Source organism: Stenotrophomonas sp. TWI377 (assembly GCF_039674525.1).
Taxonomy (GTDB): Bacteria; Pseudomonadota; Gammaproteobacteria; order Xanthomonadales; family Xanthomonadaceae; genus Stenotrophomonas.
On record NZ_JBDJNT010000013.1, the window covers coordinates 94,104 to 110,057 of the forward strand.

The 15,954-nt window shown below is 66.0% G+C and carries 13 protein-coding genes; 6 read left to right on the forward strand and 7 right to left on the reverse strand.

Features of this window, described 5'->3' with window-relative positions:
- Window positions 1-40 precede the first annotated feature (40 nt).
- The gene (locus ABE546_RS12620; RefSeq protein WP_346463927.1) at window positions 41-1,444 is read left to right on the forward strand and encodes a hypothetical protein; all 1,404 of its coding nucleotides are present in this window, start codon (window positions 41-43) and stop codon (window positions 1,442-1,444) included.
- Window positions 1,445-1,458: 14 nt separating this feature from the next.
- Here ABE546_RS12620 and ABE546_RS12625 read toward each other — a convergent pair whose 3' ends face one another.
- A complete protein-coding gene (locus ABE546_RS12625; RefSeq protein ID WP_346463929.1) occupies window positions 1,459-3,234 on the reverse strand; it encodes an oligopeptide:H+ symporter in 1,776 nt (591 codons plus the stop codon).
- A 179-nt stretch (window positions 3,235-3,413) separates the two neighbouring features.
- Window positions 3,414-4,565 (reverse strand): heparan-alpha-glucosaminide N-acetyltransferase domain-containing protein, encoded by a 1,152-nt coding sequence (locus ABE546_RS12630; RefSeq protein WP_346463931.1) that lies wholly within the window; start codon window positions 4,563-4,565, stop codon window positions 3,414-3,416.
- 223 nt (window positions 4,566-4,788) lie between these two features.
- On the opposite strand from ABE546_RS12630, the gene ABE546_RS12635 reads away from it, so the two are divergent.
- The 3 genes from ABE546_RS12635 to ABE546_RS12645 all read left to right on the forward strand — a co-directional run bounded on the left by ABE546_RS12635 (window position 4,789) and on the right by ABE546_RS12645 (window position 10,471).
- Window positions 4,789-6,759: an oligopeptide transporter, OPT family gene (locus ABE546_RS12635; RefSeq protein ID WP_346463932.1), complete on the forward strand. Its 1,971-nt coding sequence runs from the start codon at window positions 4,789-4,791 to the stop codon at window positions 6,757-6,759.
- Window positions 6,760-6,907: 148 nt separating this feature from the next.
- Complete coding sequence (locus tag ABE546_RS12640) at window positions 6,908-8,971, forward strand: S9 family peptidase (protein ID WP_346463934.1); 2,064 nt, start codon at window positions 6,908-6,910, stop codon at window positions 8,969-8,971.
- Between the two features lie 261 nt (window positions 8,972-9,232).
- On the forward strand, window positions 9,233-10,471 hold the full coding sequence (locus tag ABE546_RS12645; RefSeq protein WP_313212725.1) for a DUF819 family protein: 1,239 nt from the start codon (window positions 9,233-9,235) through the stop codon (window positions 10,469-10,471).
- A gap of 206 nt (window positions 10,472-10,677) precedes the next feature.
- On the opposite strand, the gene ABE546_RS12650 is transcribed toward ABE546_RS12645, so the two are convergent.
- From ABE546_RS12650 to ABE546_RS12670, 5 genes are read right to left on the reverse strand one after another with little or no spacing between them, the layout of a single operon-like run.
- Window positions 10,678-11,163, reverse strand: coding sequence for a hypothetical protein (locus tag ABE546_RS12650; RefSeq protein WP_313217576.1), 486 nt, complete (start codon window positions 11,161-11,163; stop codon window positions 10,678-10,680).
- A gap of 47 nt (window positions 11,164-11,210) precedes the next feature.
- Window positions 11,211-11,471 carry a cell division topological specificity factor MinE gene (gene minE, locus ABE546_RS12655; protein WP_017355894.1) on the reverse strand — a complete coding sequence of 87 codons (261 nt, stop codon included), beginning with the start codon at window positions 11,469-11,471 and terminating at the stop codon, window positions 11,211-11,213.
- Window positions 11,472-11,473: 2 nt separating this feature from the next.
- Window positions 11,474-12,283, reverse strand: coding sequence for a septum site-determining protein MinD (gene minD / locus ABE546_RS12660; protein WP_088432112.1), 810 nt, complete (start codon window positions 12,281-12,283; stop codon window positions 11,474-11,476).
- A gap of 35 nt (window positions 12,284-12,318) precedes the next feature.
- Entirely contained in the window at window positions 12,319-13,101 is a 783-nt protein-coding gene (gene minC / locus ABE546_RS12665; protein ID WP_313217578.1) for a septum site-determining protein MinC, read from the reverse strand.
- 15 nt (window positions 13,102-13,116) lie between these two features.
- Window positions 13,117-13,713: a GNAT family N-acetyltransferase gene (locus tag ABE546_RS12670; RefSeq protein ID WP_088432114.1), complete on the reverse strand. Its 597-nt coding sequence runs from the start codon at window positions 13,711-13,713 to the stop codon at window positions 13,117-13,119.
- A 138-nt stretch (window positions 13,714-13,851) separates the two neighbouring features.
- On the opposite strand from ABE546_RS12670, the gene ABE546_RS12675 reads away from it, so the two are divergent.
- On the forward strand, window positions 13,852-15,048 hold the full coding sequence (locus ABE546_RS12675; RefSeq protein ID WP_088432115.1) for a sensor histidine kinase: 1,197 nt from the start codon (window positions 13,852-13,854) through the stop codon (window positions 15,046-15,048).
- A complete protein-coding gene (locus ABE546_RS12680; protein WP_019184539.1) occupies window positions 15,048-15,689 on the forward strand; it encodes a response regulator transcription factor in 642 nt (213 codons plus the stop codon). The genes ABE546_RS12675 and ABE546_RS12680 overlap by 1 nt, the downstream gene beginning before the upstream one ends.
- The last annotated feature ends 265 nt before the right edge of the window (window positions 15,690-15,954 follow it).

Consider the following 15,954-nt stretch of genomic DNA (forward strand, 5'->3'; position numbering starts at 1 on the left):
GCCGTCCCGCCTACGGTCTTTCCCGTGCCTTTCAGCGCCTTTGCTGCTTGTGCTGTTCTCCAGTCCCTCCCGTGCGGCAGACATCGATGACGGTCTGCAATTGACGGTGGAGCAGGCGCTCAAAATCGCAGTGCTCAGCGGCGAGGTGGACGAGAGGACGATCCGGTTGCACAAATTGATGCGCGGGGGCGAGCCCCCGGCGCCATTGAGCAAGCCCGACACTGCGGTACTTCATGACACCGTCCAGTTGCTGACAATGGGCAAGCTGGTGACCGAAAATGTTGTCGCATTGGCGTACGGCAACCGGCTTGAGGGCACAGCGGCGGGTCGTCTACTGGCGGCATCGCCAGCATGGGGATTTTCCGGCGACGGCGCTCGTTGCCTGGCACAGGACGTCCGGCGCGAGCCTGTTGATGGCGCACTTCTCGACCCCGCATCCACCGATAGGGTGGGCTATCGCGTCCAGTACGTTTGCATCGCACCACATATGCACAAGAGTCGTGCGCTGGCACAGCTGATGACGGCTGCCGTGCAGGGACAGGCCGCACCGTCGGTAGATGCACTGGAGCGGTCGATGTTGGCCGGCGAGCGCCGCGACGAGGCCCGGCCCCGGTCGATGAACGGCAGCCTCCATTTGTCCAGCGATGCACATGGCCGTAACTGGACGAGCAGCGTTGCCATTGTGGGCGAACAACTGCTGGCGGAAACAGAGGTGCCGCCCACTGTGTGGATGCCGGCGCCGGTGTCGCAGGCTGAATCGGTGCGCGTGGCGGTGCAGGAACTGATGCAGCGCATGCAGGTTGCCGGAGAAGCGTCGGCAGACCTGCAGGATGCGATCGCCGCGCACCTCCTGCTGCGCTTTCCGGAAGTGTTGTGGGGTGCCGTGCGCGAGGACGTCACCTCGTTCGCGCGCGCAGCTGCCCGCCGCGCAGCGACGGCGGAATGCCGGGTGCAGGAGGTGCAGCAGGGGGAAGACCAGTATGAAGCGCACACCGTTCGCCTGGCGCAGGCTGACTTGGAATGCACGTTGCCCGCGCTCGAGTGGACGCTTGCACCTCTCGACGCCCATGATCGTGATGCGACCGCCTTGGCGGCACGCTATCGCCAGTTCCTTCAGCGCGCGACGGAAACGATCGCCACGTCACCTGCTCATGCGGCCGCAACCGCAGTGGATTTTCAGCAGGTGTCCGGACCGAATGGCGACGCATGGCACGCCGAGTCAGGTGCTTTGCCCAAGCTACTGCTGGAGGGCATCCTGCCCGCACCATTGGTGAAAGAACTCGGTGGCCTGGCCCTGAACGCAGATGCGCTCCATCCGGATATGCGTTTCGAGAATCTTGACGGGCGCAATCTGGACGAGTCTGGACGCGTGCTTGTGCGCCGTTTCCTGCAGGAACTGCGCGCAGCCAACACGCGGAATGAGGTGACGCTGCCCGAGCGCTGATTGCCGCGGTTCGGCTACTTCACCCCGTGCATCATCTTCTTCAGCAGCGGCGAACAGGCCAGGGCAACCGCCGCGCACCCCAGGCCGATCCACATCAGCAGCCAGAACAGGTGTTCGTAGCTGGCGGCGGCGCTGCCGATGTTCATGGTTTCGCCTTCCGGTACCTCGATCGCGGCGAGCTTGCCGAACAGCGCGGCCAGCGTTTCCGAAAACGCGGTGGCCAGGAACCACGTGCCCATCATCAGGCTGACCACCCGCGGCGCGGCCAGCTGAGTAACGGCGGACAGACCGACCGGTGACAGGCACATTTCGCCGATCTCCAGGATCAGGTAGGCCAGTACCAGCCACCACACGCTGGCCATCTGCCCGGTCGCGCCCACCTGCTGCGCCGCCAGTGCCAGGGGCACGAACGACAGTGCGGCGAAGATCAGCCCGATCGAGGATTTGACCGGCTTGGACGGGTCCATGCGGCGACGGTCCAGCCACGCCCACAGCATCGCGAACAGCGGGGCGAGCACCACCAGGAACAGGCCGCCGAGGTAGGTCAGCGAGCCGGCCGTCTGCGGGATCACCAGGCAGTCGCGGATCAGCATCACCAGCATCGCGGCCACAATGGCGATGAACAGGTTGCGCGGCGCGGACGAACCCGGGTTTCGCTCCGACAGGCGCGCGGCCACCACGAAGCCCAGCGGTGCCAACAGCAGCGAGGCGATCGACCACGGCAGCGGCGTGCCGCCCTGGATCACCAGCGACGGCACCAGGTCCTTGGTCAGCAGGCGATCGGTGAAGGTCACCCACGAGCCGTAGGTCTGCTCGTACAGGGTGAAGAACACCAGCGCCATGAAGATCAGCGCCATCAGCGCGATCATCTGCTGGCGCTGCACCGGCGTGCAGCGGGTGCCGGTGAACCAGGCGAACCAGACCAGCACGCCACCCAGCACCACGATCATCAACATCAGCGCCAGGCTGATTTCACCGCCGAGCGCGAACGCGCCATTGGCCGCGGCCCACATCAGCGCGGCGACCGGCACCACGCCCAGCACGGCCACCGCATAGATCAGCCATTCGCGGCGGATGCCGAGCACGCGTTGGCGCAGTGCCGGCAGGTCGGACGGTTCGGCGTGGCCCTGCAGGTACTTCTGGCCCCACAGGAACATGCCCAGGCCGATCACCATGCCAATACCGGCCGCGCCGAAGCCGTACTTCCAGCCATAGGCTTCGCCGAGGAAGCCGCACACCAGCGAGGCAAACAGCGCGCCCAGGTTGATGCCGGCGTAGAACAGCGAAAAGCCTGAATCGCGACGCGGATCGTTTTCCGGGTACAGCTTGCCGACGATGGTGGAGATGTTCGGCTTGAGGAAGCCCACGCCCATGATGATCAGGGCCAGCGACAGGTAGGTGATGCCCAGCGCGGCGTCATCGCGGACCACCGCGCCATCGACGCGGACCGCTGCGTGACCTTCGAAGGCCATGCCCAGATGCCCGAGCACCAGCAGCACGCCGCCGAACACCACCGCCTTGCGCATGCCCAGCCAGCGGTCGGCGAGCAGGCCGCCGAAGACCGGGATGCAGTAGACCAGGCCACCGTACGCGCCGAGCAGATCCAGGCCGGCCTTGTCGCCGAACAGGTGGTACTTGGTGAGATACAGCAGCAGCAGCGCCTTCATCCCGTAGAACGAGAACCGCTCCCACATCTCGGTGAAGAAGCAGATGTAGACGCCCTTGGGATGGCCGAGGAAGTCGTCGGTGGGGGTGGAGGTTGCGGCGGCGGGCAGGGCGGCTGCGGTCATCGAGGGATCGGGCAGGGCGGACAAGGGGGCGAGTATAGGCCCGGGGCGAAGGGTCAGCCGTGCCGTGTCTGGCCGCTCCGCCGTCGTGGTATCGGCCGCTCCGCTGTCGTAGTGCCGGCCGCTACGCTCTAGTAGTGCCGGCCGCTGGCCGGCAGCCTCACCATCCCGGCATCGCGCGCTTACAGATAGCGAAGCCAGGCCAGATCCCGCCGCCGCGCCTTGAACCGCGCGAACGCCCGCGTGGGCCAGTACAGCGCCAGTGCCAGCACCACGGTGATCACCCACAGGCTCGCCACGTGGTCCACGGCGACATACGCGCCGTGGGTGTGCCCCCAGCGTGCTTCGGCCAGCACGTACAGCAGCTTCAGCACGTACAGGTGCAGCAGGTAGAAGAACATCGGTGCTGCGCCGATGTCGGCCAGTGGCGCCAGCGCCCGTGCCACGCGCGGCTGCTCGTACAGGCGCAGCAACAGCAGGCCGATGCCCAGGGTCAGCAGCAGGAACAGGAGCGAGGGCGGGTACTTGGTGACGTTGAAGACGCTCATCAGCGTGCTGCCCAGTGTGGCGAAGGACTGCCACGGGCTGTCGCCGTAGCGGTTCACCGCCCGCAGGATGACGAACGCCAGCAGCGCACCGGCACCGGCCAGCCACAGGCGACGCTGGCGCAGGAGGGCATCGCCGCCGCGTGCGAACCACGGGCCGATCACCCAGCCCAGTGCAATCACGCCGATCCACGGCAGCACCGGATACGAGGTCCGCAGGCGCAGCCCGTCGGTCACGGTGATCCAGTCGCGCTGGTGCAGCACCTTCCACAGCACGGCCAGCACCCCGTCGCCCTGCACGCGGACGCCATCGAGCAGGTTGTGCCCGGCGATCACGGCCAGCGCCAGCACCGCCAGTGCGCCGCGTGGCAGCCACAACAGCCCGGCCAGCGCGATCATGCTGATGCCGATCGCCCAGATCACCTGCAGGTACATCACGCTGGGCGGGAACTGCAGCGTCCACGCGAAGTTGACCACCAGCAGCTCCAGCACCACCAGGAACAGGCCGCGCTTGAGCAGGAAAGCCGACGCGGCCCGGCGCCCATCCGGCTTGCCACTGGCGTACAACCAGGCCGACAGGCCGGTCAGCAGCACGAACACCGGGGCACACAGATGCGCCAGCAGCCGGCTGACGAACAGCGCCGGCTCGACCTGGTCCACCACCATGGGGTCGCCGACCTGCTGGTGCATGTAGAAGGTTTCGCGCACGTGGTCGAGCAGCATCAGCACAATGACGGTGCCGCGCAGCTGGTCGATGGAGGTCAGGCGGGAGGTGGGGGAATGCGTCACAGCAGCGCCGGTTGCTCGGTGCGATAGGATATAACATAACTAAAGTGGATGGGCCCGGCCTTGGACGTTGCCGAGTCCGGCGTGTCGCAGCGGCGGCGGCCCGCGTAGGTCAACATGGGCCTCGATCAGGTGGTGCGGGGTTGCCGGCCGGCGGCCGGCACTACTGGACTTGCCCGTACATGAACGCTAGCGTGGCAGGGATTTTTTGCCAGCAGGGGCTTCCATGAACAACGACGCTGCGCCACGCCAGCTCACTTTCCGCGCGGTGGTGCTTGCCATCGTGCTGGCGGTGATTCTGTCGGCCGCCAACGCCTACCTCGGTCTGTTCGCAGGCCTGACCATCGCCACCGCGATTCCCGCGGCCGTCATCTCCATGGGCGTGCTGCGCCTGCTCGGCGGTGGCACCATCCTTGAAAACAACATCGTCCAGACCGGTGCTTCGGCCGGCTCGTCGATCGCCGCCGGCGTGATCTTCACGATTCCCGCGCTGGTGATCATGGGCTACTGGCCGGACTTCAAGTACTGGTGGGTGCTGGGCATCGCCGGCCTGGGTGGCCTGCTGGGCGTGCTGTTCTCGGTGCCGCTGCGCCGTTCGATGATCGTCGAAGATCCGCTGCCGTTCCCGGAAGGCAAGGCGGCCGCCGAAGTGCTCAAGGCCGGTGAAAACCCCGGCCCGGGCCTGAAGATCCTGGCTGTGTCGGCGGTGATCGGCGCCTTCGTGAAGCTGGCCGCCGAAAGCGGCCTGCGCCTGATTCCGGATGCCTGGGCCACCTCGGCCTACGTGGGCAGCTCGAAGATCACCGCCTTCATCGGCACCAACCTGTCCCCGGCGCTGCTGGGTGTGGGCTACATCGTCGGCCTGAATGTCGGCATCGTGGTGGTGTCCGGCTCGATCCTGACCTGGCATATCGCCATTCCGCTGTACCAGTCGTTCTTCATGAACACCGATCCGGCCCTGGCCGCCTCGATCGCCACGGCCAGCTCCACCGAGGCGGCGTTCGCCATCTGGGGCGCGAAGATGCGTTACCTGGGCGTGGGCGCGATGCTGATCGGTGGCGTGTGGACCCTGATCTCGCTGCGCAAGTCGCTGCTCAATGGCGTCAAGAGTGGCTTTGCCGCGGCCCGCAAGAGCGGTGGCCCGGCGCTGGCGCACACCGAGCGCGACCTGCCGATGAAGTGGATGCTGGTGGCCCTGGTGGTGTTCACCCTGCCGCTGTTGGCGCTGTACCAGGCCATCGTGGGCCAGTGGCACGTCTCGATCCCGATGACGCTCATCATGATCGTGGCCGGCTTCCTGTTCGTCTCGGTCTCGGCCTACCTGGCCGGCCTGATCGGCTCCTCCAACAACCCGGTCTCGGGCATCACCATCTCCACCATCCTGTTCGCCTCGGCGGTGCTGGTGCTGCTGCTCGGCAAGGACGGCCTGACCCCGGTCGGCGTGGGCGGCGCCCCGCTGGGTGCGGTGGCCGCGATCATGATCGGTGCGGTGGTGTGCTGTGCGGCCGCGGTCGGTGGCGACAACCTGCAGGATCTCAAGGCCGGTTACATCGTCGGTGCCACCCCGTGGAAGCAGCAGCTGATGCTGGGCATCGGCGCGTTCTCGTGCGCGCTGATCATGGCGCCGGTACTGAACCTGCTGGCCACCGCCTACGGCATCGGCGTGAAGTCCGAGCTGCATCCCAACGCGCTGGCCGCACCGCAGGCGAACCTGATGGCCTCGGTGGCCAAGGGCCTGTTCGGCGGCGAGCTGCCGTGGACCTTCATCGGCATCGGTGCCGTGGTCGGCGCGGCGATCATCGCCTTTGACAGCTGGCTGAAGTCGCGCAACGCCCGTTTCCGCGTGCCAGTGCTGGCCGCGGCGATCGGTATCTACCTGCCGCTGGAGCTGATGGTGCCGATCTTCCTGGGCGGCCTGATCGCCTACCTGGTGGAGCGTTTCCACAAGATCCGCGGCGACGATGAAGAAGGCCGCGACCGCGTGCACAAGCCGGGCGTGCTGTTCGCCGCCGGCCTGATCACCGGTGAAGCCCTGATGGGTATCGCGATCGCAGTACCGATCGTCATCAGCAGCCGCGCCGACGTGCTGGCGCTGCCGTTCCACCTGCCGGGCGCGCAGTGGATCGGTCTGGCCGTACTGTTCCTGGTCGGCTGGTTGATCTATCGCACCGGCAAACGCGCGGTGGGTTCGGTCTAACCAGCGACCCCGGTGTGCGTCACGACAAACCCCGCTCCGGCGGGGTTTGTCGTTTCTGGAGCGCCCAGGGCACGGCATGACCGATGGCCTTTGCATGGGCCACCCCTCGGCCCTACCATCGGCGTTTTGCCGTTCCGCGGAGACCCCGATGAAACTTCGTTACGCCCTGCTGCCGTTGTGCCTGCTGACCGCGATGCCCTCGCTGGCGGCCACGCGTGGCCTGGATGTGCGCGACATGATCGCGCTGGATCGGGTCTCCAGCCCGCTGCTCACCGCCGATGGCGGCAACGTGATCTTCGCCAAGCGCGTGGTCGGTACCGACAGCAAGGCCAGCACCGGCCTGTACATCCGCAACCTGCGCACGCGTGACCTGGCCCCGCCCAAGCCGCTGACTCCGGCCGGTTGGAACGTCAATTCCGCAGCGCTGTCGGCCGATGGCCAGACGGTGTACTTCCTGAGCGCCAGGAACGGCAGCCAGCAGCTCTACGCGCAGCCGACCACCGGCGGCACGCCGCGCCAGCTGACCGACTTCCCCGTCGATGTGGACAGCTTCCACGTCTCCCCGCAGGGCGACCGCGTGGCCTTCAGCAGCGGCGTGTTCCAGGACTGCGGTTCGGACCTGGCGTGCACCAGCAAGAAGCTGGACGCGCACAAGGCGCGCAAGAACACCGGTGAGGTGTTCGATAACCTGTTCGTGCGCCATTGGGATACCTGGGCCGATGGCCGCCGCAATACGCTGTTCGTGGCGCCGCTGCCGGCAGGCAAGGCCGCCGCGGTGAAGGGTGCTTCGGCGATCAGCGCGACGCTGGCCGGCGATGCGCCGTCCAAGCCGTTCGGCGGCAATGACGACTTCACCTGGTCGCCGGATGGCCAGAGCGTGGTCGCCGCGATCCGCGTGGCCGGCAAGCAGGAGCCGTGGTCGACCAATTTCGATCTGTACCGTCTGGATGCCGAGGGCAAGCAGGCCCCGGTCAACCTGACCGCGGCCAACCCGGCCTGGGATGCCGGCCCGGTGTTCAGCGCCGACGGCAAGACCCTGTACTACCGCGCCATGAAGCGCCCGGGCTTCGAAGCGGACCGCTTCGGCCTGATGGCCATGGACGTGGCCACCGGCAAGACCCGCGAGATCGCACCCAAGTGGGATCGTTCGGCCGGCGAGATCGTGCTGTCCGGTGACGGCACGCTGATCTACACCAGCGCCGACGACATGGGCGAGCACCGCCTGTTCGGCGTCGATATCGCCACCGGCACCGCTGAAGTGGTGGCCGACGGCGGCAGCATCGGCTCGCCGGTGATCGCCGGCACCACGCTGGCGTATACGAAGAACAGTCTGAAGAGCGGTGATCAGATCATCGTGGCCGCCTTCGATGGTGCCAACCCGCGCGAGATCACCCCGAGCGCCGGTGAGATGCTGCCCGACGTCGCCTTCGGCGATTACGAGCAGTTCCAGTTCAAGGGCTGGAACAACGAGACCGTGCACGGTTACGTGGTCAAGCCGTACAACTACCAGGAAGGCAAGAGTTACCCGGTCGCGTTCCTGATCCACGGTGGCCCGCAGGGCAGCTTCGGCAACGGCTGGAGCTACCGCTGGAATCCGCAGACCTACGCCGGCCAGGGCTACGCGGTAGTCATGATCGACTTCCACGGCTCCACCGGCTACGGCCAGGCCTTCACCGATGCGATCAGCCAGCACTGGGGCGACCGCCCGCTGGAAGACCTGCAGAAGGGCTGGGCCGCGGCACAGAAGCAGTACCCGTTCCTCAACGGTGACAAGGCGTGTGCCCTGGGCGCCAGCTACGGCGGCTTCATGGTCAACTGGATCGCCGGCAACTGGAACGAGCCGTGGAAGTGCCTGGTCAATCATGACGGCGTGTTCGACCAGCGCATGATGGGCTACGCCACCGAAGAGCTGTGGTTCACCGAGTGGGAGCAGGGTGGCACGCCATACGAGAAGGCGGCCAACTATGAGAAGTTCAACCCGGTCAACCATGTGGCCGACTGGAAGAAGCCGATCCTGATCGTGCACGGCCAGCTCGACTACCGCATTCCGGTGGAGCAGGGCCTGGCCGCGTTCACCGCTGCGCAGCGCCAGGGTATCGAATCCAAGTTCCTGTACTTCCCGGATGAGAACCACTGGGTGCTCAAGCCGCAGAACAGCGTGCAGTGGCACGACACTGTCAACGGCTGGTTGAAGCAGCACATCGGCGAATAAGCCGGTTTGAAGCGCCGCCCCCAGGGGCGGCGCTTCTTCATGGCACCGGGTCTCGTTGGCCGTGGTATCACCGGTGATCGGCCGCGGTGTAACCGGCTAACGTCGGCGGTGTAACCGATCATCGTCGGCGGTATAACCGGTCATCGTCGGCGGTATAACCGGTCATCGTCGGCGGTGTAACCGGTCATCGTCGGCTCTACCGGTGATTGTTTTCCCGAGCCGTGTGGAATCGCACGCCCCTCCTCCAGGTACTCCACACCCGTGAAAGCTCCCGCCCTGATCCAGAACGACATCGTCGTCTTCGGCCTGATCGCCGCCACCCTCGGTGCCGTGTTCTGGACCGCCTCGCGCGAGCAGGGGCTGTGGAAGCGGTTCTATACCTACGTGCCCGCGTTGCTGCTGTGCTACCTGATTCCCGGTGTGTACAACACCGTCGGCCTGATCGATGGCCAGAACACCCATCTCTATAACCCGGTCGCTCGTGACATCCTGCTGCCCGCCGCCCTGGTGCTGCTCACCCTGGCCGTGGACATCAAGGGCATCCTGCGGCTGGGACCAAAACTGATCGTGATGTACCTGGGCGCCTCGCTCAGCATCATGATCGGCGCCGTGGTCGCCTTCCAGTTGATGAAGTGGCTGCATCCGGCGACGGTGGCCGGCGACACGTGGGCCGGCATGGCGGCGCTGGCCGGCAGCTGGATCGGCGGCGGCGCCAACATGCTGGCGATGCGCGAAGTCTTCGATGTCAACGCGACCACCTTCGGGCAGTTCGCGGTGGTCGATGTCGGTGTCGGTTATGTGTGGATGGCGGTGCTGATCTTCATGGCCGGGCGCGCGGCAAAGATCGATGCGCGCAGCGGTGCCGACACCTCGGGCATCGATGCCCTCAAGCTGCGCATCCAGGCCTTCCAGGCACAGCATGAGCGCGTGGCCAGCCTGACCGACCTGATGCTGATCGTCGCCGTTGCCTTCGGCGTGGTGGGCCTGTCGCATGCGATTGCCGGGCCGGTCTCGGCGTGGTTCAAGGGGCATGTCGCCTGGGCCTCGCAGTTCAGTCTGGACGCGCCGTTCGTGTGGGTGGTGGTGATCTCCACTACCTGCGGTCTGGCGCTGAGCTTCACCCGTGCGCGCAACCTGGAAGGCGCCGGTGCCTCCAAACTGGGTTCGCTGCTGCTGTACTTCCTGATCGCCTGCATCGGCATGCAGATGGACCTGCTGGCGCTGCTGGACCGCCCGTGGCTGTTCCTGCTCGGCCTGATCTGGATCGCCGTGCACATCGTGCTGCTATGGGCGCTGGCGCGCGCGCTGAAGGTGCCGTTCTTCTACTTCGCGATTGGTTCGCAATCCAACATCGGCGGGCCGGCCTCCGCGCCTGTGGTCGCGGCGGCGTTCCACCCCTCGCTGGCGCCGGTCGGCGTGCTGCTCGGCACGATGGGCTACGCGACGGGCACGTATCTGGCCTACATCGTGGGCATCACCCTGCGCGCGATGGCCGGGTAGAGCCGACCGTTGGTCGGCTGCTCCTGACGTCGCGTCACAGCGCATGACAGCCGACCAACGGTCGGCTCTACGGCAGAAGCAACCTGCGCTACATCAACCAGGCAAGTGCATCTTCACCGTCCTGCTCGAACCGCGCCGAGTGAACACCCTGGCGCCTATACGCTTGGCGCGTCGCCACGCGCCCGGGACCAGCCGCACATGCGGATTTACGCAGGAAGAAGGCCGCGTTCGAGTAACCACGCCTTGGCATCTTCCGCATCCTGCTCGAACCACGCCTTCGTAGACCCCAGCCGGTACGTATACCCCCACGCATCCATGTCCAGCATCAAGCGCGCGCTGCCGACGCCTGGCAGTTGCGCGGCCAGCACGATCTGCAGGTAACAGGTGGCGTCTTCTTCGGGCACCGAATCGGTGGCATCGGTGTGCACCAGCGCACGCCGCTCCGGCGGCAGCACGATCAGGTGGCAAGCTTCGTGCAGCATCGAGTGCACGGGCGTGTCATCGCGGACATACACGTCGCTGCCGATGATGCCGGCTTCGGGTTCACCCCAATAGCTGCCCGGAATCGGCGCGCCGTCGGCCACACGATGCAGGTGCAGATCGTGGGTGGCGAGCAGGGCGAGGGCATCGTCGAAACGGATATCGCCGACACAGGTGACCTGCGGTTCGGCGGTGGGGGCAGCGTCGTTCATGGGTTACCGCTCAACCGCCCCTTCCAACGCGGAAGGGGCGATGTCGATCAGGGCTGCTGCGGGCCTTCCGGCAAGGCGACGGAGATATCGAGCACATCGTGCTCCCCGTCCTTGACCAGATCGACCTTGACCGCATCAGCGTCGATGTTGACGTACTTCTTGATCACTTCCAGCAGCTCGCGCTGCAGCAGAGGCAGGTAGTCCGGGCCGCCGCGGTGGCTGCGTTCCTGCGCGATGATGATCTGCAGGCGGTTCTTGGCCGTTTCGGCAGTGGTCTTCTTTCGGTTCAGGAAATCGAACAGTCCCATGCTTACCCTCCGAACAGCTTGCTGAAGAAGCCTTTCTTCTCCACGGTGGTGAAGCGCATCGGACGCTCTTCGCCAAGGATGCGGCCAACCGCATCTTCGTATGCCTGGCCCGCCGCCGATTCGGGGTCCAGAATGACCGGCTCACCCTTGTTGGAGGCATTGAGCACGTCGCCCGATTCGGGCACCACGCCAATGGCCTTCAGGCCCAGCACTTCTTCCACGTCGGTGATGCTGAGCATTTCGCCGCTTTCCACCCGTACCGGGCTGTAGCGCGTAAGCAGCAGGAAGGCCGGCACGTTCTTGCCGGATTCGGCCTTGTGGGTCTTCGAATCGAGCAGACCGATGATGCGGTCCGAGTCGCGCACCGAAGACACTTCCGGGTTCACCACCACGACCGCACGGTCGGCGTAGTACATCGCCAGGAACGCGCCCTTCTCGATACCGGCCGGGGAGTCGCAGATGACGTATTCGAAGCCGTCGGCGATGAGATCGTCGAGCACCTTGCGCACGCCTTCCTGGGTCAGTGCGTCCTTGTCGCGGGTCTGCGAGGCAGCCAGCACGTACAGGTTGTCGAAGCGCTTGTCCTTGATCAGGGCCTGCTTGAGGGTCGCTTCGCCGTGCACGACATTGACGAAGTCGTACACCACGCGGCGCTCGCAGCCCATGATCAGGTCCAGGTTGCGCAGGCCGACGTCGAAGTCGATCACCGCCACCTTTTTGCCACGACGTGCCAACCCGCAGGCCAGGCTGGCGCTGCTGGTGGTCTTGCCGACGCCGCCCTTGCCGGAGGTGACTACGATGATTTCAGCCAAAGGATTTCTCCTGATTCTTCTGTTTGGGGGCTGCGTCAGTCCAGCGCAGCGATCTTGATCTGGTCCTGTTCCAGCCACACCTGCACGGCCTTGCCGCGCAGGGAGTCCGGAACATCGTCCAGTACCTTGTAATGGCCGGCAATGGCGACCAGTTCAGCGTGGAATTCACGGCAGAAAATACGCGCCGTGGTGTTGCCTTGGGCACCTGCCAGGGCACGGCCCCGCAGCGTACCGTAGATGTGGATGCTGCCGTCGGCGATCACCTCGGCGCCCGCGCCGACGGTGGCCATGACGGTCAGGTCGCAGTTTTCCGCATACAGCTGCTGGCCCGAGCGGACATTGGCGGTCTGCATGCGGCCCGGCTTGGGCGCGCCACCGGTGGCCACCGCACTCGGCGCCGGTGCCGCAGGCACGGCAGCGGCGGCACGCGCACGGCGCGGCGGCGGTTCGGCGACCGGCAGGGGCGCAGGGGCCGGTTCGGCCTCGGCGCGCTCGTACTGGGCGCGGAACTTGGCCAGCAGCGGCAGGCCGAGCTGCTGGGAAAGCAGGTCGGTTTCGGTGGTGCCGTAGGCCAGCGCAACCGGCAGCACGCCGGCCTTGCGCAGGCCGTCCAGCAGCGCCTTGGCGGTCGCCACGTCCGGCATCCTGCTGAGTCCGCCGAAATCCAGGATCACGGCTGCACGCCCGAACAGCTTCGGCGCACGCGCGACACGTTCCTGCATTTCACGGGTGAGGCGCTCGACATCGAGGGTGCGGATACGCAGATTGGCGATGCCGACCTGGCCGATCTTCAGTTCACCGGCCTGTTCAAAATCCATGTTCGCTGCCACCGATCAGGTCCCCGTCTGCTGCTGCACGCGCAGCGGCTCGCGGCGATGGCCCACCCAGGGCACATCCGGCAACTGGTCGCCGTAGGTGTCGTGCACCCACTGGTAACTGCACAGGTCCTTGAGCAGCATGCTGGCGCGCACATCCACGTGGGCCATGTTGTTCTGCCCGACCTCGCGGAAGCCGAAGCTGCCGTGGAAGAGCAGGGCGGCATCGGCACCGTGATCGAGGAACACCTCGCAGGTCAGCTGCGGGTAACGCAGCTCGGCGTAGCTCTGCGCATCGGCATAGAACGCACGGCCAACGCCACCGCCGCGACGGCGGCTGGCGACCACGATGCGGTCGATATAGAAGAATTTGCTGTCAAGCTGCTGCTTGAACCAGGCGAAGTTGCTGCTGTCGTGCTGGCTGTCGCTGCCGAAGCCGATCAGGAAACCGGCCAGGTTGCCGTCGCGCTCGGCGACGCGGAAATACTCAGCGCTTTCATAGAACAGACGCAGGCGGGCGGCATCCAACGGCAGGATGGCCAGGCCGGCATTGTTGTTCAGGGCCAGGACGGAATCGAGCTCGTGCTCGCGCACGTCGCGGATGACAATCGACATTGTGACTCCGTGGGGTAACGCGGTTGGCCCATCGAGGGGCCCTCGGTCCGATTATTGCATGGGTGGCTTCCCCCCGCGAGCGGACAGGCATGACTTCTGTGGGAGTGCAGGGGAACAGGTTCAGCCTACTATGCGTCCATGTTGGGATACCTCAGCCACACCCGAGTACTGCGACTGGCCGGCCTGTTCACCTGGGTCATGGTCGGACTTCCCCTGGTTTACTCACAGTACGAAGCGCTGCTGCGCCGCGGCGGAGGCGTCGATGCGTGGGCGCTGTGGCTGTTTGCTGCGTACCTGGCCTTCGGCGCCGGCTACTTCTGGCTGACCCGCGGGCTGCGCAACGGCGGCCACTCGCGCTGGTATGACCGGGTCATGCTGGTGCTGCTGACCGCGTCGGCGCTGGGCGTGAGCTATCTGAGCGGCTCCGGGCTGGGCAGCATCCTGATGATGGTCGCTGCCGGGGTCATCCCGTGGATGCTGCCGGTGCGCGGTGGCGTGATCTGGCTGCTGCTGAGCCAGCTGGCAGTGCTGCCGGTCTACTACCTCATCCTGAATTTCTCTTTGTTCGAAGCGGTGATGCAGTCGCTGTTGTATGGCGGCTTCTCCATGTTCATCTTCGTGACCAGCCTGGTGGCGCGGCAGCAGACCGATGCCCGTGAAGAGCAGCGAAGGCTCAATACCGAGCTGCGCGCCACCCGCGTGCTGCTGGCCGAAAGCGCCCGCGTCAACGAACGCACCCGCATTTCCCGGGAGCTGCACGATCTGTTGGGCCATCACCTGACCGCGCTCAGCCTGAATCTGGAAGTGGCCGGCCACATCACCGAAGGGCAGGCGCAGGAACACGTCCACCAGGCCCATACTCTGGCCAAGCTGCTGCTGACCGACGTGCGCGAGGCGGTCAGCCAGCTGCGCGACAGTGGCGCGATCGATCTGGCCGCCGCGCTGCGCCCGCTGACCGAGCAGGTCCCCTCGCTGGAGATCCACCTGGATATCGACGAGCCGCTGAGCGTGGAAGACCCCGAGCGGGCCCACGTGCTGCTGCGCTGCACCCAGGAGATCATCACCAATGCAGTGCGGCACGCCGGCGCGCGCAACCTCTGGATCAAGGTCCGGCGCGAGGCGCCGGGCATCGTGGTGCTGGAAGCGCATGATGACGGGGTGGGCGCCGACGGGATCGTGGTCGGCAACGGGTTGCGCGGGATGCGCGAGCGCCTGCAACAATGCGGTGGTGAGCTGCAGATCGAAACCCGCCGGGGCCAGGGCTTCCGCCTTCGTGCCTCGGTACCCGGCGTGCCAGTATTGATGCTGACCGCTGTCATTGAAGGAGTGCGTTGATGATTCGCGTCTGCCTGGTCGACGACCAAACCCTGGTGCGGCAGGGGATCCGCTCACTGCTGGCGCTCGATGACGGCATCGAGGTGGTCGCCGAGGCCGCCGATGGCCGCCAGGCAGTCGAGGTGGTTCCCCAGGTCCGCCCGGACGTGGTCCTGATGGACATGCGCATGCCGGTGATGTCCGGCCTGGAGGCGCTGCAGATGCTGTCGCGGCTGAACCAGCTGCCGCCGACCATCATCCTGACCACCTTCGACGACGACCAGCTCGTCCTGGCCGGGCTCAAGGCCGGGGCCAAGGGCTACCTGCTCAAGGACGTGACCCTGGACCAGCTGGTGGGCGCGATCCGGACCGTGGCCGATGGCGGCTCGCTGGTGCAGCCGGCGGTCACCCAGCGGCTGCTGTCGGGCCTGGAGCACATGCGCAACGAGTTCGTGAGCCTGGACCGGCCGGACCCGTTGACCGACCGCGAAACCGAGATCCTGCGGCTGATGGCCAGCGGCTTCTCCAACAAGGAGATCGCCAATTCACTGGGCGTGGCCGAGGGCACGATCAAGAACCACGTGTCCAACATCCTCTCCAAGCTGGGGGTGCGCGACCGCACCCGGGCGGTGCTCAAGGCCTTCGAGCTGCAGCTGGTCTGAGCCGGTGGACCCGGCGCCGGCCTTCGGGCGGTGACGGGTTTGCAGGTAATTTCTGAATTCTGCGAAACCCTTGCAGCGCAAGCGATGCAGGGGGATTTTCGGTCTCGACAGCCGAATCCGGCAAAGAAATATTGTCCATCCGCTACGTGCTGACACGCGCGATGCGTTATCTTTCCGCTCCTTGTCTATGCAAAACCGCTGCCGACATGGAAACCGGTGTGCCAACCCTGATCAACAACACCGGCGAAGCCTGCTAGGATTGGCG

What these genes read in the sequence shown, in the direction of transcription:
- ABE546_RS12680 (WP_019184539.1), top strand. Translation starts at nt 15,048, where the DNA reads ATGATTCGCGTCTGCCTGGTCGACGACCAAACCCTGGTGCGGCAGGGG.
- ABE546_RS12675 (WP_088432115.1), top strand. Translation starts at nt 13,852, where the DNA reads ATGTTGGGATACCTCAGCCACACCCGAGTACTGCGACTGGCCGGCCTG.
- minC (WP_313217578.1), bottom strand. Translation starts at nt 13,101, where the DNA reads ATGGATTTTGAACAGGCCGGTGAACTGAAGATCGGCCAGGTCGGCATC.
- minE (WP_017355894.1), bottom strand. Translation starts at nt 11,471, where the DNA reads ATGGGACTGTTCGATTTCCTGAACCGAAAGAAGACCACTGCCGAAACG.
- ABE546_RS12640 (WP_346463934.1), top strand. Translation starts at nt 6,908, where the DNA reads ATGAAACTTCGTTACGCCCTGCTGCCGTTGTGCCTGCTGACCGCGATG.
- ABE546_RS12650 (WP_313217576.1), bottom strand. Translation starts at nt 11,163, where the DNA reads ATGAACGACGCTGCCCCCACCGCCGAACCGCAGGTCACCTGTGTCGGC.
- ABE546_RS12670 (WP_088432114.1), bottom strand. Translation starts at nt 13,713, where the DNA reads ATGTCGATTGTCATCCGCGACGTGCGCGAGCACGAGCTCGATTCCGTC.
- ABE546_RS12635 (WP_346463932.1), top strand. Translation starts at nt 4,789, where the DNA reads ATGAACAACGACGCTGCGCCACGCCAGCTCACTTTCCGCGCGGTGGTG.
- ABE546_RS12625 (WP_346463929.1), bottom strand. Translation starts at nt 3,234, where the DNA reads ATGACCGCAGCCGCCCTGCCCGCCGCCGCAACCTCCACCCCCACCGAC.